Below are 22,194 nucleotides of genomic sequence, written 5' to 3'. Positions count from 1 at the left end.
GAAATAATGGAAACCACCCGATCCGAAAGAATAAAACTTGGCGCATTTATGCTCTTTTGCGGAGTGCTAATTTGCGTGTTCCTGGGTTACGTGCTCAAGCGTTACCTGAGCGAGCAATTTGACAACTACTACACCATTTTCGACACGGACGTGAACGGACTTTTTGTCGATGCCAAGGTGAAGTTGAACGGAATCTCCGTCGGTAGCGTCACAAGCATCACAATCAACGAACAGGACTTGAACCAGGTCGTCGTTGCGTTCAAGGTAACGCAAGGAACACCAATCAAGATTGGCACTCGTGCAGGACTTACCGCAGGCATGAACCTCACCGGCGAAAAGCAGGTGATCCTCTCTGGCGGAAGTTTCAATGAACCGAACGTTCCTGAAGGAGGTCTCGTCCCGGCAGCGGCCTCGATGTTCGACCAGATTACAGGCCAGATGGGCGACCTCTTTGGCAAAGTCAATCCGATTGTAGACGGGCTCGTCCGTGTGCTGAATCCAGAAAACGCCGAAAGCATTTCTCGCACACTCCAGAATCTCGAAAAGACGACCGCAAACTTGAGCTACATAACGGCCAATCTCGGAAAGCCGCTCAACAACATGAGCAAATCCGCCGCTTCGCTGCAGAAGATTCTTGCAGAAATCGAAGAAGCAAAGCTCGCCGCCAAGACCGAACAAAATCTTACAGTGCTCAAGGAAAAGCTCGAAGCGATCGACACCAAGGGCTTGAACGAGAACTTGATGCAGACCGCCGAATCGATGAACAAGCTCGCCCAGCGCGTGGACGCCATCGTTTACAAGAACGAAGACCAGGTCGGAAACGCCATGGATGAACTCAACACGATTCTTGAAAACCTCGAAGAATTTTCACAGAAAATCAAGAACAACCCGTCTGTACTTATCCGTTCCGAAGGCAAGAACGGTCGCTAAAAAGGAGAAACCAAGATGTTTAAAGCAAATCGTTTGTTGGCAGTCGCCGCACTCCTTTCTGTTTTCACGCTCACGGGTTGCCTCGGCGGTTCGACCGAACCTTCCCGCTATTACACTGTTTCGGCAGAGTCCATCTCGGTCGCAGGTGCTACTAGCGATGCCCGCATACACGTCAAGAAATTTACGATTGACCCGGCCTACCAGCGCACGAACATTGTCTATCGTGAATCTCCGTACGACTTTATGTTCTACGATCTGGACCTCTGGGCAACTCGCCCAGAACAAATGCTCACGCAGGTTGCAGGCGAATACCTGATCAAGAGCAACATGTTCAAGTCTGTGGACCTGAAGCCGATGGGCAAGCCGGACTTTGAATTGCTCGGCAATGTCGATGCAATTGAAGAAATTGACGAAGGCAGCTCGCAAGAAGCTCACCTCGCTGTGCAGCTCACGTTCCGCAAGGTCGGTGAAGATGCGCCGCTGTGGGAAAAGCGCTACGACGAACGCCAGAGCATGAGCAAGCGCGACGCACATTCTGCAGCCGAAGCGCTCTCGAAGCTCTACGCCAAGTACATGCAAGACGCACTCGAGAATATCGCAAGAGTGAAGTAAAGAATCGCGGGCCTCGAGCCCGCCTTTTTTATTCCCGTCTAATAGTCGGGACGCTTGCAAGCAATTTTTTCGTGTAGTCGTTTTGCGGATTCGTGAGGACAACATCGGCAGGGCCATGCTCTACGGCATGCCCAAAGTACATGACCAGGACTTCGTCGCTCAAAGCATGGACCACCTGCATATCGTGGCTGATAAAGAGGATGCTGAGCCCGAGTTCATTACGCAAATCGTCGAGCAGATGCAAAATCTGCGCCTGCACGGACACGTCCAAAGCACTCGTCACTTCATCACAGAGTAACACCTTCGGACGCACCATCAAGCTGCGCGCAATGCACAAGCGCTGGCGCTGACCGCCCGAAAATTCATGCGGGAACTTGTCCATCGCCCCAGCCGGGAGCGAAACACGTTTCAAAAGCTCTACCGCACGGGCGCAAGCCTCATCATACGGAACGCCGCGGGCAATCACAGGCGCTGTCAAGATTTCTGTCACCGTCTGGCGCGGGTTCAAGCTACTGAACGGATCCTGGAAAATCATCTGCACCAAGTCCGAGACGCGCACAACATCTTTCCCGGTTCCGGCCTTGCCGCCATTCACCGGCAGTCCAAACAAATTAACTTTACCGCTAGAAACCGGCACAAGCCCAACTAAAGACTTCACGAGAGTTGACTTTCCGCAGCCCGACTCCCCCACAATCGAAAGAATCTTACCTTGCGGAAGCGTGAACGAGACATTATCTACAGCGGTAAAATAATCCTTGACCTTGCTAAAAACTCCACCGCGAATCGGGAACTTAACCGTAAGCCCGTTTACCTCGATGGCAGGCACCGCTTTATCAAAATTTTCGGTATTCATCAACCATCCAATTCAGCAAGGGCGTCCTGGACGTTCTTTTCAGTCGCAATCAAAATCTGGCGGCATTTGCGCAAAAGCTGCGTAGCCTCTTGAACCTCAACAGCAAGTTCATCAATTTCCATCTCGGAATTGTCGATTTTCGAGAGAATTTCTTCCAAACGCGTCATTGCGTTTTTATATTCAAAATTTTGCGCACTCATGTTCACGAATATAGTTAGATTTATACCAAATGAATTTGTTCAATCGTTCCATATTACCCCTTTTTGCGGTCTTCGCCTTTTTCGGTGTTTTTTGGGCCGGGTGTGCAGACATCCCTAATGATCCAGAGGCAGCCCAGCCCGTTGAATCAATTAGCATCATGGTTAAGCAAAAAGACGCTCCTTTTTCAACCATACTGAAAGTCCACCCTTACGACTCCGCTACCATTACGGCAACAGTTGCCCCTGAAAAATATCAAGACGATATCTCATTCGAATGGATTTACACAAACGATAACAAAGACAGCCTGCTCGTACGCGCAAAACAATATTCGTTCTTACCAAGCAAGCTCGCCACTAACATTCCAAACAAGCTGATTGCAGCCGACAAAGAAGGGAACAAGCAAACCTACGAATTCACGATCGTCATCAACACGCCACCTGTACTTTCGGATTCAACAATTCCCGCGAGTGGCGACACGCTTTACGGTTCACCAGAATCGGCATTCTTATTTGAATGGTACAGCATAGACGTGGATATTGACAATGGCGATTCGCTATTCCACATTCTAGAAATTGACGACAAAGCATACGACGTCGGAACACTCCTGCAAGTCAAGCAATCCGGTTTCAACGCCGGCGAGCACAAATTCCGTGTCATAGTCCGCGATCTTTACGGTGACTCAGATACGCTTGCTTATAAGAATTTCCATGTCATCGACACTTTGGGGGCCAAATGAAATTTGCAAGAATTTATTTCCTTGTAGCGATTGTTTGGTTGTTACAATCTTGCTTTGACTCCGATGACCACATTTTTGACGAATCCGAAGCCATCGATATAAAGGTTGAAGCCTATTTAGGCAAATCCATTTCGGACATATCTTCAAACGTCAAGGCCGACACGTTCCATATCAGCGACACCATCTATTTCATAACATCCGTCAGTCCAAATAAGATTATCAAGGTCCAAGACTACCACTGGCTCATGGATGGCAAGTACTGCTCTTCGGAATACAATTTCAAAAAACAAGTCACCGAGCCCGGTCACCACAAGTTCACGTTTGTGCTTAAAGATTACTTTGGCGACATGCACTACGACTCGCTTGACATCTGGGTTGCAGACAATCCCATTTTAAACGTGACCGAGTTCACCCCAGCAGAAGGGACGCAAGCATTAGACCCTTATGAGGCAATATACTTCACATGGAGCGCCCAGACAGAAGGTGTACAGTTGAGTCATTACTACCGATTCATACTGAACGAGCAGGACTTTGCAAATTCATCATCTAAATTCATGATGATTGACACCATTTTAAAGGAGCCCCATTTCATATTCCACAATAAATTAAACCCGTTCAAGCAATACAACTGGACCGTACAAGCATTCAATGAATACAATCTAGGCTCCTCTGAAAAAATTGAAAGTTTCTTCTTCACCAAAGGGCTTGCGGGAGAAGGTTCTTTACAGGCAAAGATAAACATCGGCAACGCCTCCTCTGTTCCGGTACAGATTACACTTGCCAATAGCGATCAAACAGAGAAACGCTTTAGTTACATGTTCAACGTATCATCATCGAATAATGAATTTTCGACAGGAGCCATTCCGGCAGGGCAATACCAGCTAACGCTGAAGTCCGACTATCCTGACTTCAGCACATTCCAAAAAATCATTGCCATACATGACGGATTTGTGACGAACATGGGTAATATCACGATTATTGATTCCATCCCACCAAGTATCGTTTCGGTCACCGGCCACGACACACTTGATTTTGCGGACACGCTCCACTTCATTATCAAAGACGGGAGTCAACAGATTTCAGCACAAAAAACAACAGCACGCCTTGAAGGCGAACAAACTCTTGAAAGGGTTGTTAAAGACAGCATTTTATCCGTAGTCCTCAAAGAAACCGATAAGAGCTGGGCATATCGCATTTTGACTATATCAGCAACAGACGGGAGTCAGAACACATCCACAAAGTCGTTCTACATTGTCCCAAGCGATTTATGGTTCACGACAAATAGCGATACCACAATTTCCAGCGACGATGTCATCAAGTTTTTCATTCAAGACAACAACAGTTTCGGCTTTGTCGTAGATACTCTCAAATTTTTCAACGTGACCAAGAACAAAACGATTATTTCCATTCCAAACGCCTCAATCGGTTCACTAGCTGCAGAACTGGAAGGCAGTCTCTTTGACGAAGAACAGACCATACAATCCATCGTCATCTACAAGAACGGCTTGCAACAACGCAAAACATGGAAACTTTACGTCACGCCCGCAGAAGCGAAGGAGGCCGAATAATGAACTACAAGTTCCTTCCTCTTTCAATTGCATGTTCGCTGGCGATTTCGCTCCCGCTTGTTTCTTGCTCCGATTCCGAGATTCAATCTTCGGACATTCCGGAAATGACGCAGAGCATATTCGTCGTTCCAGAAAATTTTCATGGCGAAATTTCTTCTTCGCAATACAAACCGTCAGATAAATTCTACGTAAAGATTAATGAGAAAATTCGCATTTGCGGGATTTACTCCATCAACGGGGAATACATAGAGACAGACGAAGCTTTGTCCTATTACAATTCCCACAAATGGATAATTGACGGTAAAGAATCTGAATCTTCGGCGCTCTATTACAGTTTTGACAAAGCAGGGATCCACGACGTCACATTTGAAACAGTAGACCACCTGGGCGATACATTACGCACAAACGCCAAGATTTACGTCAACACTCCATCATCGGTTACTTTACAGACTCCAGCAAACAAGTACAATCAAGTTGATGGAGACAACGAGAACGGTCTTGAACTTTCGTGGGGCATCTCGGGAATTGACCCTTGGGAAACGGCTTATTGCACGGTCTATGCCAGCTACGCCATGGTTACGCTTTGGGAATCCGCCCTGGGAAACATAGACTGTTCAGAAAGCGTCTCTTTGGTCGGAGATCTTAATGCCGAAACAAATGAAATTGGCGACATCATTAATCACACGACAGAGACATCAACAATTTACTGGGGTGTACGCGCCACAATCAAGGACGAGAAAGGAAACTTTGAACAAGTTTATAGCGAGATATTCAGTTTTTCGACAATGCTAAAGAAAAACGAGGCCTCAATTATTGAAATCCCGGTCGTCAGCCAATTCAGCATATATCCTGAAAGATCACGATTGACAGGAGCGATTCTCTCTGCATCGGGAGATACGCTATCAACAATCTCGGAAAAACGTTCAAACACGGTTATCAAAAAAACGTTACAGCCCCAATCCAACGTCAAGATTGTCGTTTGCGATAGCGTCCACACGGAATACGGGTGCGATTCCCTAACGATTGACTTGGCACCCAGCACAAAAACGGTAACCGACACCATTTTCTTGAGAGATAACGTCAAGCCCAACATGGTGCCGGTACAAAAAGAATTTTCATTGACGGAATCCATAAAATTCTACATTCTTGACAACGGGTCCGGTGTCAATGTTTCAAAAGTCCAAGCCATCATAAATTCCGACACGGTCAAGACAAAGTACGAGAACAACATCGCATCCATCACGAACATTTGCAAAAAGGAATGCAATCTCGTCATTTTGGCCGAAGATTACGCCCGCAACAAGGCTCCAGACATTTACTGGACAATCAAGACAGGCGAATCAACCACCCAAATTACAGGCCCATTTGCAAAGATGGAGGTTAACAAATAATGTCTAAAAGAGCCTCCATTATTATTTCGTTGTTACTAATCCTCTTCGGTAACGTTTTGGCACAAAAGCAGCGTTATCTGCAAATATCAACGAACCCATCGACTGTTGACTTGTACACCGGCGAAATCCAGCCCGATTTTGCCAGCAAGCCGGACTACGTTTCCCCCGCATTTATCCCCGTTCCCGAAGGAGACGAGAGCGTTATCGTTTCATTTTTCCACCCTGATTACGCCGACACGACAATTAGAATTTCGCTTGCCGCAAATGACACCTCGTTCATCATTGTTGCCCTCCGCCAATCTTACGACGACGATGAAATCGCCCAAAAGCAAGATATGCTAAGACACAGGAACAGGCGCATACTTGGAGAATACCTCCGTTGGTCCTCCATAGCGCCATTTGCCATCAGCGGAATTTCGGCCATAGTATCGCTATACAACGCAAGCAAGGCTAAAGACCACAAAAAAGCCATGGAGAACACGCGTTTCATGAATGAAAAATATGACAAACACGCGGAAGACTTTAAAGACCACCGTGGTTCGGCCAAAACCGCAAAGACTGTCTCGGGAATATTTTTTGGAACAGGTTTAGCCATCCTCACTGCAGGATTCGTTCTTTCATTTTAGGTAGAATATGAAAAAGATTATCTTATTACTCGCCTTCGCCTTAACAGCAGCCTTCGCAGACCCCGAAGGAATTTTCGTTGACGTAGAGCTTCTTTCGGGAACGAAACAACGAGCAAAACTGATGGGCATTGAGAACGACACCGTCAGCCTCGGCGGATATATTCAGAACAAGTTCACCATTGTAAAGATTGCCAAGAAGCAATTCAAGAAAATTGTAGACGAGAAGGGTACCGACTTATTGAGCGCCAAGAAAGTTATCGTCACACCTTCATCAAGTTCACAAAAAACACCCGTAGTCAAAAGCTCCTCAAGTTCATCCGAGAAAAAGCTTCCTGCATCCAGTTCGTCTCAAAAAATTGCTCCGGCTTCAAGTTCATCAGTCTCTAGCTCTTCTGTTTCAAGCTCCCCGGTCGCATCTTCACCAGCATCGAGTTCGTCGGTCACAAAGCCCGCCGAAAAGGCTGTTGAAAAACCGGTAGCCAAGCCGACCCCAAAACCCGTCAAGACCGTACTTGTCGCCTACACCTCCGATGGCGTTGAGCAATCCGTTGCAGACCAGTTCACCGCACTCACCACGAGACTTTTGATGGAAGCAGGCGAAAACCCGCAAGTCATCCGCAAGAGCGATATCAAGAACTGCAACGACAACATCTGCATTCAAAGCGAACTTGCCACTTACGGTTTCAGGTCCATCTACTTTGGAGAAATCGTTTCAAACATCAAGACCGACAGCTTGGCCCTTAACTTGACACATGCGTTCTACGAAGATTCCCTCCCCATGTTGCATAGGGCGACCATAAACCTTTCACGAAAGACAGCCTTCAGCGACGCCATCACCAACAACAAATTAAAGAACCAGCTGCTAGACGCACAAGGTAAGGACCTCATCAAGTCAAAAAACAGCAGGTCGTACATTCACGTTGAAACAGATCCCGATGGAGCCACCATTTCACGCGTAGACAAGGACGCCATCTGCAAATCACCATGCACTTTTGTCACGACAGACACGTCCAGATTCAACTTGCATGCCTACTGGAGCGTGGACAGGCACCTTTGGGGAGCAAGCACAAGCATCATGCCGCTCCCTGGCGATACGGTCCACGTTTCGCTCAAGCTCAAGCGAGTCGCCCCGGAAATCCGAATTATGACATTCCCGGAAGGAGCAAGCATTTACAAGGCAAATACGCCCATCACAAAGCGTTCCAAGGCCATCGCCAAGACTCCTGAAAAAATCCCGGTGTACAACATGGGAACAGACAGCATCCTTATCCGCAAGGCAGGCTACCGCGACACGCTCATCAATTTCTTCGTAGCACCGGTTTCGCAAATTGACTTGAGCATTGACCTTGAAAAATTGACGGACTTCGATGAAATCGAGAAGCAGAACAAATGGCTGCACGACAAAAAGATGCAGACCATCGGCGAAGCCTTTATCGGAGGCGCCGCAGGAACAATCCTCATCGGTTCATTGCTGATGTACTTTGCTCACCTGGACTATAGCGATGCCGACGACATCAAGAATGATCTCAAGATTCCAGGCGCCGTCAAGGGAACGAATTATCAGAACAAAGTCAAGGAAAACAAGAAGCTCGTGAATCAGGGCGACAACAAGGCCATCGCCGGAGGCATTTTGTTAGGTACAGGCGCCGCCCTCCTCGGAGTCGGACTTTACTTCTATTTTTAATTTTCTAAATTTGTCCCAATGAAAAAATCTATCCTTAAAACAACTATTGCTTTAGCCCTCCTCTTTACCGCATTTACCTTTGCTGCCGATACGCTTTCTGTAGACGCAGGCGCTGTTGCAACAACCGCCGCCGATACCGCAAAATCAACAGGGATTTATAACCAGATTATCGATTGGTACAATGAAAACTTGAACTACGGAACCATCACACTTTTGATGGCCATTGAAAGCTCATTCATTCCGTTCCCGTCTGAACTTGTCGTGCCGCCCGCCGCTTACAAGGCTTTGCAACCGGGTTCCGGCCTCAACATCGCACTCATCGTCTTGTTCGCGACATTAGGCGCACTCATCGGCGCTTACATCAACTACTATCTAGCAAAGATTCTCGGTCGCCCGATTATCTATAAGTTCGCCGATAGCCGTCTCGGACACTTCTTGCTGCTTGACGTTGAAAAGGTTGAAAAGGCAGAAAACTATTTCCGTGAACACGGAGCCATCTCGACATTCGTCGGCCGCCTCATCACAGTGATCCGCCAGCTGATTTCTATCCCGGCAGGCCTTGCCAAGATGAAGCTTGCACCGTTCACGCTTTACACGTTCCTCGGCGCCGCCATCTGGAACTGCGTCCTTGCACTGCTCGGCTATTTTGCCCATGGCCAGAAGGACATCATCGAGAAGTACAACTCCGAACTCGCCATCGCATTGCTTGGCTTCGGCGTGCTCTTCATCGGTTACATGGTCTGGAACGCCATGAAGCCGAAGAAAAAGCAATAGACTAGAAATTGCAATTCTTGACGCAGCGGTTATTCTGGAATTCCGCTTCTAGAGTAACCTTGCCAAAGGTGTAGCGGTGGAACTTTCCATGACGAAGCCCCCGCTCAAAACGAACATCTTCCTGGATATTGCCCATTTCATCGTAGAACTTTACGACTCCATGAATTTGGCCATTGACATACGGAATCTGGCGACGGAGCTTTCCCTTTTCATCCCAGGTTTCAGAAACGCCATTTAAAACACCGCGACGATACGTTTCGCGGCTTTTCTTTTTGCCATTTTCGAAATAGACTATGCTAAGGCCTTCTTCTTCGCCATCTAGGTAACCTGCGCTTTCACGCAACTTTCCATTTTCGTCGTACGAACGCAAAACACCATCTAACTTGCCATTCCGATACGGAGCTTCTACCGCCAATTTTCCGTTCGGATGGAACGAAAGCGCCACCCCCTCACGCACGTCAGTTCCCTTTTGGACCGTGTAAATTCGGGAGACTCGGCCATCATCATACGTCGTGCGAACAGTATCCAAAGCCATAGCCGCGGACTTAGGCGCCGCAGAGGCCGTGATTGCCGTGCCAAACATCACGAAAGCCGCAAAAATTGTAAAAAAACGCTTTTCCATCGCATTATAATGTAGCATTATCCATTTAGATTATGTATTTTGTGAGCGTCATGAACGTTACTTTTTTAAATCCCCCCTTCCACCCGATGTTCAGTCGGGAATCTAGATCCCCGTGTGTTACGAAGTCCAGTACACTTTACTGGCCCATGTTTTTGAGCTATGCTGCCGGCGTTTGCGAAGCCGACGGTAACGAAATCCAGCTGATTGACAGCCCCGCTATGGAACTTGACCTCCCGCAGACGCTCGAAGGCATCAAGAAGTTCGGCCCGGAACTCGTTATTTGCAGCACTAGCACCCCGAGTATTTTGAATGACCTCAAGGTTGTCCACGCCATCAAGCAGGAAATGCCGAACGTGAAGGTGGCCATCATGGGTACGCACGCGACCGCAGAGCCGCTCGAATCCATGGAAATGGAACCGTCTTTGGACTACGTGGTGATTGGCGAAGCCGACTACACCTGTAGGAACCTCGTGCGCGCACTGCGTGGCGATGGCGCTCCTGTCGGTCAGTTCGCAGGTCTTGCTTACCGCACCGCCGAAGGTAAGGTGGACTTCCAGCCCGAAGGCCCGAAGATTGAAAATCTGAACGAAATCCCGTGGGTTTCCAAAGTCTACCGCAAGCACCTTTACAGCTGCTACAAGAAGTATTTCTACGGTGCAAACCTGAACCCGCTCATCGTGATTTTGTCTGGCCGCGGTTGCCCGAACCACTGCAGCTACTGCGTGATTCCGCAGACACTTAACGGTCACAAGTTCCGCCGCCGCGATCCGAAGGACGTTGTCGACGAACTCCAGTACATCAAGGAAAACTTCGAAGATTTAGGCGAAGTGTTCTTTGAAGACGATACGTTTACGGCAAGCCACGAACACGTGCGCCAGATATGCAACTTGATTCTTGAACGTGGTCTCAAGATTACGTGGAGCTGCAACGCCCGCGCCGATGTGCCGCTCGATTTGCTCAAGCTCATGAAGAAGGCCGGTGGCCGCGAAATGTGCGTGGGCTTCGAAAGCGCCTCCCCCGAGGTTCTCGAAAAGATCCACAAGGGCGTGAAGAACACCGATAAGGCTATTGAATTTACGAAGAATGCCCGCAAGGCAGGACTCCTCGTTCACGGTTGCTTCATGGTCGGTAACCCGGGCGACACGCCGGAAACGCTCCGCATGACGCTCGACTACGCCAAGAAGCTGAACCCGAATACAGCCCAGTTCTACCCCATCATGGCATACCCTGGCACCGAAGCTTACAAGGAAGCTCTCGCCAGTGGCGCTTTGAAGTCGAAGGATTACAGCCAGTGGCTCGATAAGGATGGATTCCATCGCACCACGATCCAGCGTGGCGAACTCACGAGCCAGGCTCTCGTGGACTTCTGCGACAAGGCCCGCCGTGAATTCTACTTGCGTCCGAGCTACATCATTCGTCAGGGCATCATGGCCATCAAGAACCCGCGTGAACGTTACCGCGTTCTCCGTGGATTTGGCACGCTCGTGAAGCACCTGTTTAGGAAGCATGGTGAACTCGCCCCGGTCGCAAGACAGGCTCCGACGATTAAAGAGTAGGCAGTAGGAAGTAGACAGTAGGCAGGAAGTGCTACAAAAAGAGCCTCGCTCTCTAGACACCCTTCCTTAGTGCAATTACAAGATGTCCGCCACGTGCGGGCATTTTTATTTTGTATTTTATAATTTGAATTAGTTCACAAGAGGTTATTATGATTTGCAAAAAATGCGGAAGAGAATACGAAGACGATATGCCGAAATGCCTGTGGTGCGATGCACCGAACGAAAGCTTGTCTTCGCAAGACGAATGTGAGACCTCATCCGCAGATTCCGAAGCGCAAGAAGAAGCCTACAGGGAATCGCTCAAAAAACTCGTCGACCCAGAACTTGAACGAGCTTTCGACGACAACGTACGACGCGGAAAGAGTGCCATCTCGTGGACAAAATTCCAAATAGTCCTAAACATCCTTTTCTTCTTCGTAGAAGTAAAGACATTCGGCGCATTCCAGAACTATCAAGTTGGAACAACCGTAAGCGAAGAATTTAAAAGCGCTTTGGGGACCATATTCCTTTTCCTTTTGTTCACCTCCATCCCCTTTTTCGTTTTCATCGGCAAAAACTGGCTCTGGATATATCATGCGCAAAAAGCTCAGGGCAAATTCACAGAGTCATTTTTCTCTCCGTGGGGAGCAACGCTTTGCTACTTCATCCCTGTCGTCAATTACTTCGTCTTTAAAGACCTATTTAAAAATCAACATGACACATTAAAAATATTGGGTTTAAATGCCAAAGCAGTATCAAATAAATTGCTTACATGGTTCTTTATTTTCAACATTGCAACACCCATTTTCAATTATCTTAATTATAAAAGCTTTAATACTCCTGTAATATTTATCAGTACGCTTTTGTGGATTATCCTTACCGTTCTCGGCATCAAGCTCATCAGAGTCGCAACTGCAAACGAGCAGGCCGTACACGACCAGCTGGAGAACAACCGCATCAACAAAAAAGTTGAAGAGATCATTGCCCAGCGGGAAGCAGAAACAGTAGGCAGAACTTAGAGCTTAGAACTTAGAAATTCAACCAATTGCGCCGATGGCGCTACCTCAGTCGGTCAAACTTTTTCATTTCTTTGTCCAAAAACGTATCAACGTACTTGGCGTAAATAAGCGTTGTGTCCAAGTTGCGGTGGCCGAGAAGTTTGCTCGTTGCAGGTAACGGGATTCCAATCGTAATGCACGTTGTTGCAAATGTATGCCGTGCCAAGTGGCAATGGACATGCTTGTAATGCCCTAGCTTTTTAGCGGCCTTGCGGAGCGTGCGATTGAATGTCGAATTGTCCACCACATGGAACACACGCCCAGACGTTAGCGGGTTCGGGAGCAACAGCCGCGCCTGCACAGGAATCGGGATGTACACCGCCTCGCCCGTCTTATGCATTTGCTTACGGATTTTCCAGTCGAAAATTTCCGAGGCATCAAGCGTACGCAAGTCCCCGTAACGGAGCCCCGTAAAACAGCTGAACAGGAACACGCGCATCACGTCATCTTCTGCCCGCGTCAAAGCGACATGCGACTCCATGTAACTCAAATAAAGATGTTTCAGCTCACGCAACGTCAAAAATCCACGACGCGAATAGGCACGCCCCACCTTCACATTTTCAAATGGGTCGCCATGAATCACTCCGTCCGCCTTCATCTTGTTGCAAAAAATGCGGAACACCGAAAGCGCCTTGACCACGGTCGCTTCTTTATTATGCAGCGTTTCCAAATATCGTTTGTAATTCCGCACCGTCTCGGAAGTCACACATTCGCATTCGAGCCCCGGCTCAAAAAGCGCAATTTTCTTCAAATTCCAGTAATACGTGCGTACCGTCAAAGGTGCGAGTTCATCAGCATCTTTCTTTAAATAGTCAAGCGCACAGTCCAAAAAACGCATAAAGCCTCCAATTGTTTATATATTTATGCTAACGTATTTATTACACGTTTTTACGGAGGGAGCCATGAACGATATTATCCAGGCGGTAAACATCTGTATCGACTTGTTCAGCCTTTCCATATTGTTCCTCATTTTGGTTCTCCTTTGGGTCGGGCATTGGCGTAACGACAGGCTTCAGTACAACTTTACAGGCATGATAATCGCCTACCACGGCGTGATTATCACGTACGCCATCATCCACTTTTGCGATGGCGAACTTTCGGCCCCTGCTTACACAGTTGTCGACTTGGTCAGCTTTGTTTCGAGCGCCCTATGCATCTACTACTTTTCGCAGTACGTATTTGCATTCCTCGAAAACAGGAAATGCGAACTACGTAAAATCACGCGCTATACCATTTATGCGCTTTGCGTCCTCGACTTTTTGCTGAACGTCGGCGTAGACATCTCTACAGGCGACATTACCCGCGACTGGACTTCAAACGAGACAATCGTTTCTTGGCTTGCCACAGGCGTTTGGGGCATTCTCATGACGGGAATCATCATTTATTACCGCAAGCAGTTTGGACTACGGACTTTTATCTTCTTTATCATCTACTTTATTCTGCCCTTTATTGCAGGCTCGGCAGCTCCGTTTGTCGAAGGAATCCGCGTGGATATCGTCAGCGTGGTCTTCGTAATTGTCTGCCTTTTTGTCGGTGTTCAGGTCAGCGAAAACACATCGCATAAAATGTTCGAAAAGCTGAGTTTCAACGACGCCATGACGGGACTTTTCAACAGAAACTACCTTGTGATGCACCCCGACGATGTGAAGCGCAAGCTCCCATGCAGTTACGTGATGTTTGACCTAAACCACCTCAAGGAAATTAACGACAACTACGGACACAGCAAGGGTGATGAATACATACGAAACTTTGCCGAGATTCTAAAGAAGATTCTCCCTGAAAACGCCGAAGCCATCCGCACCGGAGGAGATGAATTTTTGGTGATTATTCCCAAATTCAACCGCGCAAAATGTGAAGCGTTTTTAAGCCGTTTCATTGAGGAATCCAAACAAACTCAAGTTCAGGGAATTACGGAAAGCGCCGCCTACGGCTTTGCGGTCCGCACGACAGGCTTGCAATCCGAAGAAGAGGTCATCGCAGCCGCCGACAGGCAGATGTACCTGCAAAAGAAGGCGTCACGGGAAGAAAGATAGTAGGTAGTTAGAAGTAGACAGTAGGCGGTAGGAAGGATTTGCTATAGGAATGCACGCGGAAAGCGGCGATGCGCCAAACATACAAAAAGACCTGGAACAAAGTCCAGGTCTTTTTGCAATTTTTCGAGATGGCGATGCCGCAACTAGTGCGGCATGACAAGTGCGCCGCAGTTTACTTCGCGACCTTTGCAAAAGCCTTTTCAAGCTTCGTCAAAGCTTCGTCGCATTCAGCAGCGGAGACGTTCAACGGCGGGAGCAAACGGAGCACGTTGCCCTTAGCGCTGAGAACCATCATACCTTCGTCGCGAGCGGCTGCAATCACGTTACCGACCGGGAGCGATTCGTCGAGAGCGAGGCCGAGAATAAGGCCTTCACCACGCACGCCCTTCACTGCCGGGAACTTAGCAGCAATCGTTTCGAGGCCAGCCTTGAGCTGAGCGGAACGAGCTTCCACATTGGCAAGGAATTCCGGCTTTGCAATCTGGTTCACGACAGCGAGACCCACTGCGCAAGCAACCGGGTTACCGCCAAACGTCGTGCCATGATCGCCTGCCTTGAGCTGGTCAGCAACCTTCTGGCGGAGGAGCACTGCACCGAGCGGGAGACCACCGCCAAGAGCCTTGGCAAGCGACACGAGGTCAGCATCAATGCCATGTTTCTGGAGGCCAAGGAATGTGCCGAGACGACCCATACCTGCCTGGACTTCGTCGACAATCACGAGGCAGCCGAATTCTTTCTTCAAGCTGTTGATAGCAGCGACCATTTCATCAGAAACAGTCATCACGCCACCTTCGGCAGCGAGAGATTCAAGCATGATGGCGCAAGTGTCGCTGTTGACTTCGGCCTTGAGGGCTGCGACATCGTTCCAAGGAACGTGAACAAAGTCACCCGGCATGGAGCCGAAGCCTTCGCGGATGGCCGGCTGACCCGTTGCAGAAAGGGCAGCAAATGTACGACCGTGGAAGCTGTTGATGAACGTCACGATCTTCTGGCGATTCTTTTCACCCTTGCGATCGAAATACTTACGAGCAAACTTGATGCAGCCTTCGTTAGCTTCGGTACCGGAATTGCAGAAGAATGCCTTGTCGAAACCCGTTGCAGCGAGGAGAGCCTTAGCGAGGTTCACCTGCGGGTAGTTCGGATAAAGGTTCGAAATGTGGAAGAAGCTGTCCATCTGTTCTTCGACAGCCTTCTTGATAGCCACATTCTGGTGGCCGAGAGCGTTCACGGCGATGCCAGCGACAAAGTCAAGATACTTCTTGCCGTTCTTGTCGAACAAGTAAGAACCTTCGCCACGGACAAATTCAATATTGGCCTTGCCATAAAGCGGGGCGATAAACTGCTTGTCTTCTTCAAAAACGGAATTAGCCAAGGATTGTGCCATAGTTCAGTTCTCCATTAATTTGTTTTACAAAGTGGTCGGCATCCTTCCAGCCGACAATGTGAATGCTCTTGAGGCCGCGTTCAATGCTCTTGAAGCTTTCGCGGACCTTCGGAATCATGCCGCCGTTGATGACGCCAGAAGCGATGAGGGCTTCGCTTGCATCTTCCGTGAGTTCCGGAATGACGGTCTTGGTATCGTCCATCACGCCCGGGACATCGCTCACCAGCACGAACTGGTCAGCGTGGAGTGCCACAGCCAGTTCGCTTGCGGCAGTATCGGCATTCACGTTCCAGCTCACAGCCTTGCCGTTTTCGTCCGGACCGATAGAGATCGGGCTTACGACCGGAACAAAGCCTGCAGACCAAAGTGTTTCCACAATCTGCGGATTGACCTTCTTGACTTCGCCCACGAGGCCAAGATCCACCTTGCCCTGCTTCTTGACCACTTCAAACAACTTGCCATCGACGCCACTGAGGCCGACAGCATTGCAATTGTTTTCGAGGAGCATTCGCACGAGCTTCTTGTTGACGTGTCCCGAGAGCGTCATTTCGACCATCTTCATGATAGAAGGCGTCGTGACTCGGAGACCGTCGATAAAGGTGGGTTGTTCTCGGAGCAAGGAGATGTTTTCGTTGATGTCCTTGCCACCGCCGTGCACCACGGCCACTTGGCAGCCCATAGCCGGAAGCTTGCTGACTGCCGCCACAAAATCGGCCAACTTGGCTTCGTCGATTGCCAAGCTGCCACCAATTTTTACAACCACTTTTTTCATCGCTTACGATGTCCTCATAATTCTCAGGCGAAAAGCGAGCACCATTGCCCGGATTAGCCCGAAAAATTTACCGCAAATGTAGAAAAAGGAACTCTAGGCTTACCGCTAAGGATTAATTTTTAAAAGAAAAAAGCATGACTTATTGGTTAAACCTTTTTTTCCCAATTTCTTTCACTTTTTCACTCTTCAAGCGTAATTTTTTTATATCTTTTGGGAAAACCTAACCAATATAAGAGGTATTTTATGGCAATTACGAAAGTTTGGCTCGATGAATCTAGCGACGAATGCGTCTCCTGCGGCGCTTGCGAAGCAACTTGCGATGCAGTCTTCTCCGTTCCGGAAAAGATGGTCGTTAAGGAAGGCGTTGACTTCAGCGCTTACGAAAACGAAATCAAGGACGCTGCAGACAGCTGCCCGGCCGGCGTGATCAAGTTCTCGTAATTCGAGCATTTAGGCAAAGTTATCGCGGAACCCCGCGATGGTACGAAGCTTTGCTTATCTTGTAAGATTGAACACAAAAACAGCACTCGATTCTATCGAGTGCTGTTTTTGTTTGTTTTGAATCGTCATTCTGAGCCATTTATGGCGAAGAATCCAGTAAAGTCTTGATTTAACTGGATCCTTCCGCCTTCGGCGTCAGGATGACGGATGGACTCTCGGCTAGAAGCCTTTGCGCTCCTATGGAGCGCAATGCCCAGCGATTTGCCAATGTCGGCAAGCAAGCTTGCCGCCGCTGTCAAATCTTAGAAGCCCTTTTGGCGCTACTTACGTAGCGCAAAAGGTACGCCTCGGTCATGTCAACTCGAGCAAGCTCGGTTGCCACGACTCTCGGCTAGAAGCCCTTTTTCATGGACTTCAGCAAGGCGTTCAGCTTGGCGGGCTGGGCTGCATTCGGCTTCTTCTGCGGCTGCATGCCCGGGCGTTCCTTACCGGCAATCTTGTTCTTGAGGTCGGCAATCGTTGCATGACCCTGGATGCCACCCTGCGGGCGAGCACCACCGTCGCGATGACCAAAGTTACCACGCGGGCCACCCACGCGCTGACCGCGAGGACCGTTTGCACCAGCACCGGCAACACCGTCCGTCTGTTCCTGCTTCATGGAAAGGCTGATGCGCTTCTGGTTAGCATCAACAGCAACCACGCGGACCTTCACCACGTCACCGACCGTAAGCACGTCCTTAGCGTCCGTCACATACTTGTCGCTGATTTCAGAAATGTGAACGAGACCGTCCTGATGCACGCCGATATCCACGAAAGCACCGAAGTTAGCGACGTTCGTCACGACACCTTCCATCCAGCTACCCGTCACGAGGTCGTTGATGGTCTTGATGCGGTCATCGAACTTAGCATAACGGAATTCCTTACGCGGGTCACGGCTCGGCTTCTGGAGTTCCTTGAGGATATCTTCCAAAGTAGCACGACCGACCTCGTCGGAGAGGAATTCGTCGAGCTTGATGCCCTTCACGGCGTCTGCATTGCCGACCATTTCCTTAACCGGAACGCCGACCTTTTCAGCCATCTTTTCGACGAGGGCGTAGTTTTCAGGATGCACGGCGGAATCGTCGAGCGGGTTTTCTGCACCCGGGATACGCATAAAGCCTGCGGCCTGTTCAAAAGCCTTCGGGCCAAAGCCCTTGACCTTCTTCAAATCTTCACGGCTTGCATAAGCGCCGTTTTCTTCGCGGTACTTCACGATAGCTTCAGAAAGCGTGTTGCTGAGGCCTGCCACGTGAGAGAGGAGCGGAGCAGAAGCGCTGTTCACGTCGACACCGACCATGTTCACGCAACTTTCCACGACTTCGTCCAAACGCTTCTTGAGTTCGCGCTGGTTCACGTCGTGCTGGTACTGACCCACGCCAATGGACTGCGGATCAACCTTGACAAGTTCTGCCAGCGGATCCTGCAAGCGGCGGCCAATGGAAATAGCACCACGGGTCGTCACGTCTTCCTTCGGGAATTCGGCGATAGCAATCATGCTTGCGCTATAGACAGAAGCACCCGCTTCGGAGACGATAACGCGCGGCGGAACCTTGCCCTTGAACTTGAGAGCCATTTCGCCACAGAAAGCGTCCGTTTCGCGGCTAGCCGTACCGTTACCGATAGCGATGAGGTCAATCTGATACTTGTCGATGAGGCTCATCAGATAAACTGCGGCACCAGCCTTGTCGTTCCACGGTTCATGCGGCTTGATGATGCCGTGATCCATGAACTTGCCGTTCTTGTCGAGCACAGCGACCTTGCAACCCGTACGGAAACCCGGATCGAGGGCGAGCACAGCCTTGTGGCCTGCCGGAGCGGCGAGCAAAACGTCCTGGAGGTTCTTGGAGAACACCTTGAAAGCTTCTTCTTCGGCGGCGTCCTTGAGGAGGAGGCGCACTTCGCTTTCCATGCTCGGCTGGAGCAAGCGTTCCCAAGCGTCCTTGCACATATCTTCGAGATACGGCTTCCAGACAGAGTCGTGCTTGATAACCTGATTCTGGAGGTAACCGACCATTTCTTCGTTCGGGACTTCGATGGAGAGGCGGAGCACCTTTTCCTTTTCGCCACGGCGGAGAGCGAGCATACGGTGGCTCGGAATCTTGGAGACCGGTTCGCTAAAGTCGTAGTAGTCCTTGAACTTGGTTTCTTGCTTTTCGAAATCCTTCTTGACCTTGGAAACCATGACGCCAGTCTTTTCGACCTTGTTGCGGAGGTACTGGCGGTATTCGGCGTTGTCTGCAACTTCTTCGGCGAGGATGTCTGCAGCACCCTTGAGGGCGGCACGCGGGTCGGCAAGGCCCTTTTCTTCGGACAAATAAATGCGTGCAATTTCTTCTGCCGTGTTTCCGGTATTTTCCTGAGCCCACATCAGGCGGGCGAGCGGTTCCAAGCCAAGTTCCTTTGCAATCGTTGCACGAGTACGCTTCTTCGGCTTGAACGGAGCGTAAATATCTTCGAGAAGAGTCTTGTCCTTGCAAGCTTCAATCTGAGCCTTGAGTTCCGGCGTGAGCTTGCCCTGTTCCTCGATGCTCTTGAGGATCGTTTCCTTGCGGTCCACAAGTTCCTGGAGGTAGTCGCGACGGTGGCTGATGTCGCGGAGTTCAATTTCGTTCAAAGTACCCGTTTGGTCCTTACGGTAACGGGCGATAAAGGGGATCGTGCCCCCCTGGTCCATAAGTTCGAGCGCCTTACTAACGCGCCACACTTCAAGATTCAGCTCTTCGGCAATAATCGCAGAAAAATCCATTTGAGATTCCTACTTGTAGATTCCGTTTCCGGATTTGGGGTCCACCGAGCCATACACCCCTCATTGGATAGCACAGCCCGCACGGCCCTCGGTGACACAAGCCTGGCAACCACCGCTGCCAGACACCCCGTTCGGGGGTCTACCGAATATAGCAAAAGAAAGTGTCAAATTTTCGACACATGGGGGCAAGGCTCAAAAAAGCCGTCCGGAAACCGCAGAAAGAAGGCCGAGACGCATTAATACACCTGCAACACTTTTGAAATTTTAGTTTACGATGGATACCCCAACCACCCCATTAAAAGTTACCTTTGGAGTATAAAAAAAGGGATGTTTTATGAGAAATTCGAAATTTTTCGTTTTGAGTCTTGCCGTTGCGTTTGCCACAGAAGCCTATTCCCAGGATTTTTGCAACACAGCAACCCACAGCGGCGAAAGCACGGTCGTCACCTCCAACGACATTAACGATATCGGTAACTATAGTTACGAACTCTGGGCCGACATCGGCAACAACTCCGCCACGTTCTATACCGACGGTTCGTTCTCTTGTGAATTCAACAACGTGAACGATTACCTCTGCCGCGAAGGCATCCGCTACGGTATGAACAGCGGACTCAAGTACACCGACCTCGGACACCTTTACGCCGACTTCAAGCTGACCGACCCCAAATTCTCCAGCTACACCAACGTGACCTACTCCTACATCGGCGTTTACGGCTGGTCGCAAGACCCGCTCATCGAATGGTACATCGTCGACAACTGGAGCCCGTATCGCCCGAACTGGATTGGCAAATCCACCGCAAACTGTGACGAATGCGGCTTGCGTGGCACAATCACCGTTGACGGCGCCACATACGAAGTCTACGTCGATAAAGTCCAGCGCGGTTCCATCGAAGGCGACAACACGCCCTTCACGCAGTACTTCAGCGTGCGTAAGAGCAAGCGTTCATGCGGAACAATCGACATTACCGCCCACTTTGACGGTTGGAAGAGCTTAGGTCTCGAACTCGGCAACTCCATGTACGAAGCGAAGGTTCTCGGCGAAGCAGGCCAATACCCCGAAAACGGGAACGCCTCCGGCACACTAGACTTTGCCTACGCCAAGGTCTACACAAGCGAAGCAAGCTCCACGGCCCTTCCCCAATTTGCACCGAAAACAAACACAATCACTAGCGCACAGGTTTTCGATATGCAGGGCAAATTCCTCGGAAACGTAAATGCCACAAGCGATATCCAGAGCGCCATCAAGAACAAATTCCATAGCACCGGTATTTATATGGTAAAGCTCGGCTCTGCAATGAAGAGCGTTTCCGTAAAATAAGTTCTTTTTCATAACAAACCACACTCTAATCATCAAGCTTGCGATTTCCCCAATCGCAGGCTTTCTTATATTTAAAACAATGCAACAAGAAAACGTATCTATAGCAAAACAATTCAAGACCGGATTTGCCGCATACATCAAGGCCATCCGTCTTATACGCGCAAACAAGCTCACAAGATATTTGCTCATCCCCGCTATTTTGAACATTATCGTCGTGGTCGCCTTCATATTCTCGGGCGTTGGCATTAGCGACTGGATTAACGGCATCATCGAACGCAGCACCGAAAACATGAACGGCTGGATTCACGCCGGCATGGTCGCCATCAAGATTATCCTCCCCATTGTTTTCTTTGCGTTATTCATTTTCATCGGCGGCACGATTGTCAACATTTTGATGTCGCCCATTTACACGTTCCTCTCCGAAAAGACAGAAACCATCCTCACCGGGAAAGAATTTCCGTTTGACATGAAGCAAACGCTCAAGGATATTTTACGCGCCGTCGTGATTGCCGTTCGCAACACAGCAAAGCAACTCGTCTTGACCGCACTTTGCCTTTTACTGAACTTCATCCCTATCGCGGGGAGCATAGCATCGCTCATCTTGATTTTCATCATCAACGCCTATTACTTTGGCTTTGGTTTTATGGACTACACCTACGAACGTTGGCGATTGTCCCCTAAGGATAGCCGCAAGGAAACTCATAAATTAAAGTTCGTCGCATTCGCCACCGGAGCCGTTTATTCGTTACCGCTTTACCTTATCTGCGGTTCTTTCATCGCCGCATTTATCGGAGGCGTTTCGACAGTTGCCGCCACGCTATCGCAACTAGAATTGAGCGAAAAATCGCCATCTTAAATTTCTATCTTTGCG

General features: G+C 49.3%; 22 protein-coding genes. 14 read left to right on the top strand and 8 right to left on the bottom strand.

The features are described from left to right. Nucleotides 1-6: 6 nt before the first annotated feature. On the top strand, nucleotides 7-930 hold the full coding sequence (locus FSU_RS13125; RefSeq protein WP_014546865.1) for an MlaD family protein: 924 nt from the start codon (nucleotides 7-9) through the stop codon (nucleotides 928-930). 15 nt (nucleotides 931-945) lie between these two features. Beyond that, a complete protein-coding gene (locus FSU_RS13120; protein ID WP_014546864.1) occupies nucleotides 946-1,542 on the top strand; it encodes an ABC-type transport auxiliary lipoprotein family protein in 597 nt (198 codons plus the stop codon). A gap of 28 nt (nucleotides 1,543-1,570) precedes the next feature. On the opposite strand, the gene FSU_RS13115 is transcribed toward FSU_RS13120, so the two are convergent. Both FSU_RS13115 and xseB read right to left on the bottom strand, forming a co-directional pair. After that, entirely contained in the window at nucleotides 1,571-2,395 is an 825-nt protein-coding gene (locus FSU_RS13115; RefSeq protein ID WP_015732230.1) for an ABC transporter ATP-binding protein, read from the bottom strand. Further along, on the bottom strand, nucleotides 2,395-2,562 hold the full coding sequence (gene xseB / locus FSU_RS13110; RefSeq protein ID WP_244263647.1) for an exodeoxyribonuclease VII small subunit: 168 nt from the start codon (nucleotides 2,560-2,562) through the stop codon (nucleotides 2,395-2,397). Before xseB ends, FSU_RS13115 begins: the two co-directional genes overlap by 1 nt. 191 nt (nucleotides 2,563-2,753) lie before the next feature. Here xseB and FSU_RS13105 point away from each other — a divergent pair, with 191 nt between their 5' ends. Genes FSU_RS13105 through FSU_RS13080 form a run of 6 tightly spaced genes read left to right on the top strand, consistent with a single transcriptional unit; the run spans nucleotide 2,754 to nucleotide 9,375 of the window. Continuing rightward, complete coding sequence (locus tag FSU_RS13105; RefSeq protein ID WP_244263646.1) at nucleotides 2,754-3,332, top strand: hypothetical protein; 579 nt, start codon at nucleotides 2,754-2,756, stop codon at nucleotides 3,330-3,332. Next, nucleotides 3,329-4,900: a hypothetical protein gene (locus tag FSU_RS13100; protein ID WP_014546860.1), complete on the top strand. Its 1,572-nt coding sequence runs from the start codon at nucleotides 3,329-3,331 to the stop codon at nucleotides 4,898-4,900. Before FSU_RS13105 ends, FSU_RS13100 begins: the two co-directional genes overlap by 4 nt. Further along, nucleotides 4,900-6,291 (top strand): hypothetical protein, encoded by a 1,392-nt coding sequence (locus FSU_RS13095; protein WP_014546859.1) that lies wholly within the window; start codon nucleotides 4,900-4,902, stop codon nucleotides 6,289-6,291. The genes FSU_RS13100 and FSU_RS13095 overlap by 1 nt, the downstream gene beginning before the upstream one ends. Continuing rightward, nucleotides 6,291-6,917 (top strand): hypothetical protein, encoded by a 627-nt coding sequence (locus FSU_RS13090; RefSeq protein ID WP_014546858.1) that lies wholly within the window; start codon nucleotides 6,291-6,293, stop codon nucleotides 6,915-6,917. Before FSU_RS13095 ends, FSU_RS13090 begins: the two co-directional genes overlap by 1 nt. A 7-nt stretch (nucleotides 6,918-6,924) precedes the next feature. After that, nucleotides 6,925-8,601: a hypothetical protein gene (locus FSU_RS16595; RefSeq protein ID WP_014546857.1), complete on the top strand. Its 1,677-nt coding sequence runs from the start codon at nucleotides 6,925-6,927 to the stop codon at nucleotides 8,599-8,601. A gap of 18 nt (nucleotides 8,602-8,619) precedes the next feature. Further along, complete coding sequence (locus tag FSU_RS13080; protein ID WP_014546856.1) at nucleotides 8,620-9,375, top strand: DedA family protein; 756 nt, start codon at nucleotides 8,620-8,622, stop codon at nucleotides 9,373-9,375. Nucleotide 9,376: 1 nt separating this feature from the next. Here the strand turns inward: FSU_RS13080 and FSU_RS13075 are convergent, their stop codons facing one another. Then, entirely contained in the window at nucleotides 9,377-10,015 is a 639-nt protein-coding gene (locus tag FSU_RS13075; RefSeq protein ID WP_244263645.1) for a toxin-antitoxin system YwqK family antitoxin, read from the bottom strand. Between the two features lie 128 nt (nucleotides 10,016-10,143). On the opposite strand from FSU_RS13075, the gene FSU_RS13070 reads away from it, so the two are divergent. Further along, nucleotides 10,144-11,553, top strand: a complete 1,410-nt coding sequence (locus FSU_RS13070; protein ID WP_244263644.1) for a B12-binding domain-containing radical SAM protein — start codon at nucleotides 10,144-10,146, stop codon at nucleotides 11,551-11,553. A 149-nt stretch (nucleotides 11,554-11,702) separates the two neighbouring features. Then, on the top strand, nucleotides 11,703-12,551 hold the full coding sequence (locus FSU_RS13065) for a hypothetical protein (protein WP_014546853.1): 849 nt from the start codon (nucleotides 11,703-11,705) through the stop codon (nucleotides 12,549-12,551). A 40-nt stretch (nucleotides 12,552-12,591) separates the two neighbouring features. On the opposite strand, the gene FSU_RS13060 is transcribed toward FSU_RS13065, so the two are convergent. Beyond that, a complete protein-coding gene (locus tag FSU_RS13060; RefSeq protein WP_014546852.1) occupies nucleotides 12,592-13,428 on the bottom strand; it encodes a site-specific integrase in 837 nt (278 codons plus the stop codon). Between the two features lie 64 nt (nucleotides 13,429-13,492). Between FSU_RS13060 and FSU_RS13055 the strand changes: the two genes are divergently transcribed. Next, complete coding sequence (locus FSU_RS13055; RefSeq protein ID WP_014546851.1) at nucleotides 13,493-14,623, top strand: GGDEF domain-containing protein; 1,131 nt, start codon at nucleotides 13,493-13,495, stop codon at nucleotides 14,621-14,623. Nucleotides 14,624-14,795: 172 nt separating this feature from the next. On the opposite strand, the gene FSU_RS13050 is transcribed toward FSU_RS13055, so the two are convergent. Next, nucleotides 14,796-16,007, bottom strand: coding sequence for an aspartate aminotransferase family protein (locus tag FSU_RS13050; protein ID WP_015732229.1), 1,212 nt, complete (start codon nucleotides 16,005-16,007; stop codon nucleotides 14,796-14,798). After that, nucleotides 15,988-16,779, bottom strand: coding sequence for an acetylglutamate kinase (gene argB / locus FSU_RS13045; RefSeq protein WP_014546850.1), 792 nt, complete (start codon nucleotides 16,777-16,779; stop codon nucleotides 15,988-15,990). Before argB ends, FSU_RS13050 begins: the two co-directional genes overlap by 20 nt. A 243-nt stretch (nucleotides 16,780-17,022) precedes the next feature. Here argB and FSU_RS13040 point away from each other — a divergent pair, with 243 nt between their 5' ends. Then, a complete protein-coding gene (locus tag FSU_RS13040) occupies nucleotides 17,023-17,220 on the top strand; it encodes a ferredoxin (protein WP_014546849.1) in 198 nt (65 codons plus the stop codon). A gap of 125 nt (nucleotides 17,221-17,345) precedes the next feature. Here the strand turns inward: FSU_RS13040 and FSU_RS16355 are convergent, their stop codons facing one another. Continuing rightward, nucleotides 17,346-17,519 (bottom strand): hypothetical protein, encoded by a 174-nt coding sequence (locus FSU_RS16355; protein WP_014546848.1) that lies wholly within the window; start codon nucleotides 17,517-17,519, stop codon nucleotides 17,346-17,348. Between the two features lie 92 nt (nucleotides 17,520-17,611). Further along, on the bottom strand, nucleotides 17,612-20,005 hold the full coding sequence (locus FSU_RS13035; RefSeq protein WP_014546847.1) for a Tex family protein: 2,394 nt from the start codon (nucleotides 20,003-20,005) through the stop codon (nucleotides 17,612-17,614). A 334-nt stretch (nucleotides 20,006-20,339) separates the two neighbouring features. Here FSU_RS13035 and FSU_RS13030 point away from each other — a divergent pair, with 334 nt between their 5' ends. Then, nucleotides 20,340-21,323 (top strand): glycoside hydrolase family 11 protein, encoded by a 984-nt coding sequence (locus FSU_RS13030; protein ID WP_014546846.1) that lies wholly within the window; start codon nucleotides 20,340-20,342, stop codon nucleotides 21,321-21,323. Nucleotides 21,324-21,402: 79 nt separating this feature from the next. Beyond that, nucleotides 21,403-22,179, top strand: a complete 777-nt coding sequence (locus FSU_RS13025) for an EI24 domain-containing protein (RefSeq protein ID WP_014546845.1) — start codon at nucleotides 21,403-21,405, stop codon at nucleotides 22,177-22,179. Nucleotides 22,180-22,194: the final 15 nt, after the last annotated feature.

The organism is Fibrobacter succinogenes subsp. succinogenes S85 (assembly GCF_000146505.1).
Lineage (GTDB): Bacteria > Fibrobacterota > Fibrobacteria > Fibrobacterales > Fibrobacteraceae > Fibrobacter > Fibrobacter succinogenes.
This window is presented reverse-complemented; position numbering and strand designations above follow the sequence as displayed.

What these genes read in the sequence shown, in the direction of transcription:
- FSU_RS13125 (WP_014546865.1), top strand. Translation starts at nt 7, where the DNA reads ATGGAAACCACCCGATCCGAAAGAATAAAACTTGGCGCATTTATGCTC.
- FSU_RS13120 (WP_014546864.1), top strand. Translation starts at nt 946, where the DNA reads ATGTTTAAAGCAAATCGTTTGTTGGCAGTCGCCGCACTCCTTTCTGTT.
- FSU_RS13115 (WP_015732230.1), bottom strand. Translation starts at nt 2,395, where the DNA reads ATGAATACCGAAAATTTTGATAAAGCGGTGCCTGCCATCGAGGTAAAC.
- xseB (WP_244263647.1), bottom strand. Translation starts at nt 2,562, where the DNA reads ATGACGCGTTTGGAAGAAATTCTCTCGAAAATCGACAATTCCGAGATG.
- FSU_RS13105 (WP_244263646.1), top strand. Translation starts at nt 2,754, where the DNA reads ATGGTTAAGCAAAAAGACGCTCCTTTTTCAACCATACTGAAAGTCCAC.
- FSU_RS13100 (WP_014546860.1), top strand. Translation starts at nt 3,329, where the DNA reads ATGAAATTTGCAAGAATTTATTTCCTTGTAGCGATTGTTTGGTTGTTA.
- FSU_RS13095 (WP_014546859.1), top strand. Translation starts at nt 4,900, where the DNA reads ATGAACTACAAGTTCCTTCCTCTTTCAATTGCATGTTCGCTGGCGATT.
- FSU_RS13090 (WP_014546858.1), top strand. Translation starts at nt 6,291, where the DNA reads ATGTCTAAAAGAGCCTCCATTATTATTTCGTTGTTACTAATCCTCTTC.
- FSU_RS16595 (WP_014546857.1), top strand. Translation starts at nt 6,925, where the DNA reads ATGAAAAAGATTATCTTATTACTCGCCTTCGCCTTAACAGCAGCCTTC.
- FSU_RS13080 (WP_014546856.1), top strand. Translation starts at nt 8,620, where the DNA reads ATGAAAAAATCTATCCTTAAAACAACTATTGCTTTAGCCCTCCTCTTT.
- FSU_RS13075 (WP_244263645.1), bottom strand. Translation starts at nt 10,015, where the DNA reads ATGCTACATTATAATGCGATGGAAAAGCGTTTTTTTACAATTTTTGCG.
- FSU_RS13070 (WP_244263644.1), top strand. Translation starts at nt 10,144, where the DNA reads ATGTTTTTGAGCTATGCTGCCGGCGTTTGCGAAGCCGACGGTAACGAA.
- FSU_RS13065 (WP_014546853.1), top strand. Translation starts at nt 11,703, where the DNA reads ATGATTTGCAAAAAATGCGGAAGAGAATACGAAGACGATATGCCGAAA.
- FSU_RS13060 (WP_014546852.1), bottom strand. Translation starts at nt 13,428, where the DNA reads ATGCGTTTTTTGGACTGTGCGCTTGACTATTTAAAGAAAGATGCTGAT.
- FSU_RS13055 (WP_014546851.1), top strand. Translation starts at nt 13,493, where the DNA reads ATGAACGATATTATCCAGGCGGTAAACATCTGTATCGACTTGTTCAGC.
- FSU_RS13050 (WP_015732229.1), bottom strand. Translation starts at nt 16,007, where the DNA reads ATGGCACAATCCTTGGCTAATTCCGTTTTTGAAGAAGACAAGCAGTTT.
- argB (WP_014546850.1), bottom strand. Translation starts at nt 16,779, where the DNA reads ATGAAAAAAGTGGTTGTAAAAATTGGTGGCAGCTTGGCAATCGACGAA.
- FSU_RS13040 (WP_014546849.1), top strand. Translation starts at nt 17,023, where the DNA reads ATGGCAATTACGAAAGTTTGGCTCGATGAATCTAGCGACGAATGCGTC.
- FSU_RS13035 (WP_014546847.1), bottom strand. Translation starts at nt 20,005, where the DNA reads ATGGATTTTTCTGCGATTATTGCCGAAGAGCTGAATCTTGAAGTGTGG.
- FSU_RS13030 (WP_014546846.1), top strand. Translation starts at nt 20,340, where the DNA reads ATGAGAAATTCGAAATTTTTCGTTTTGAGTCTTGCCGTTGCGTTTGCC.
- FSU_RS13025 (WP_014546845.1), top strand. Translation starts at nt 21,403, where the DNA reads ATGCAACAAGAAAACGTATCTATAGCAAAACAATTCAAGACCGGATTT.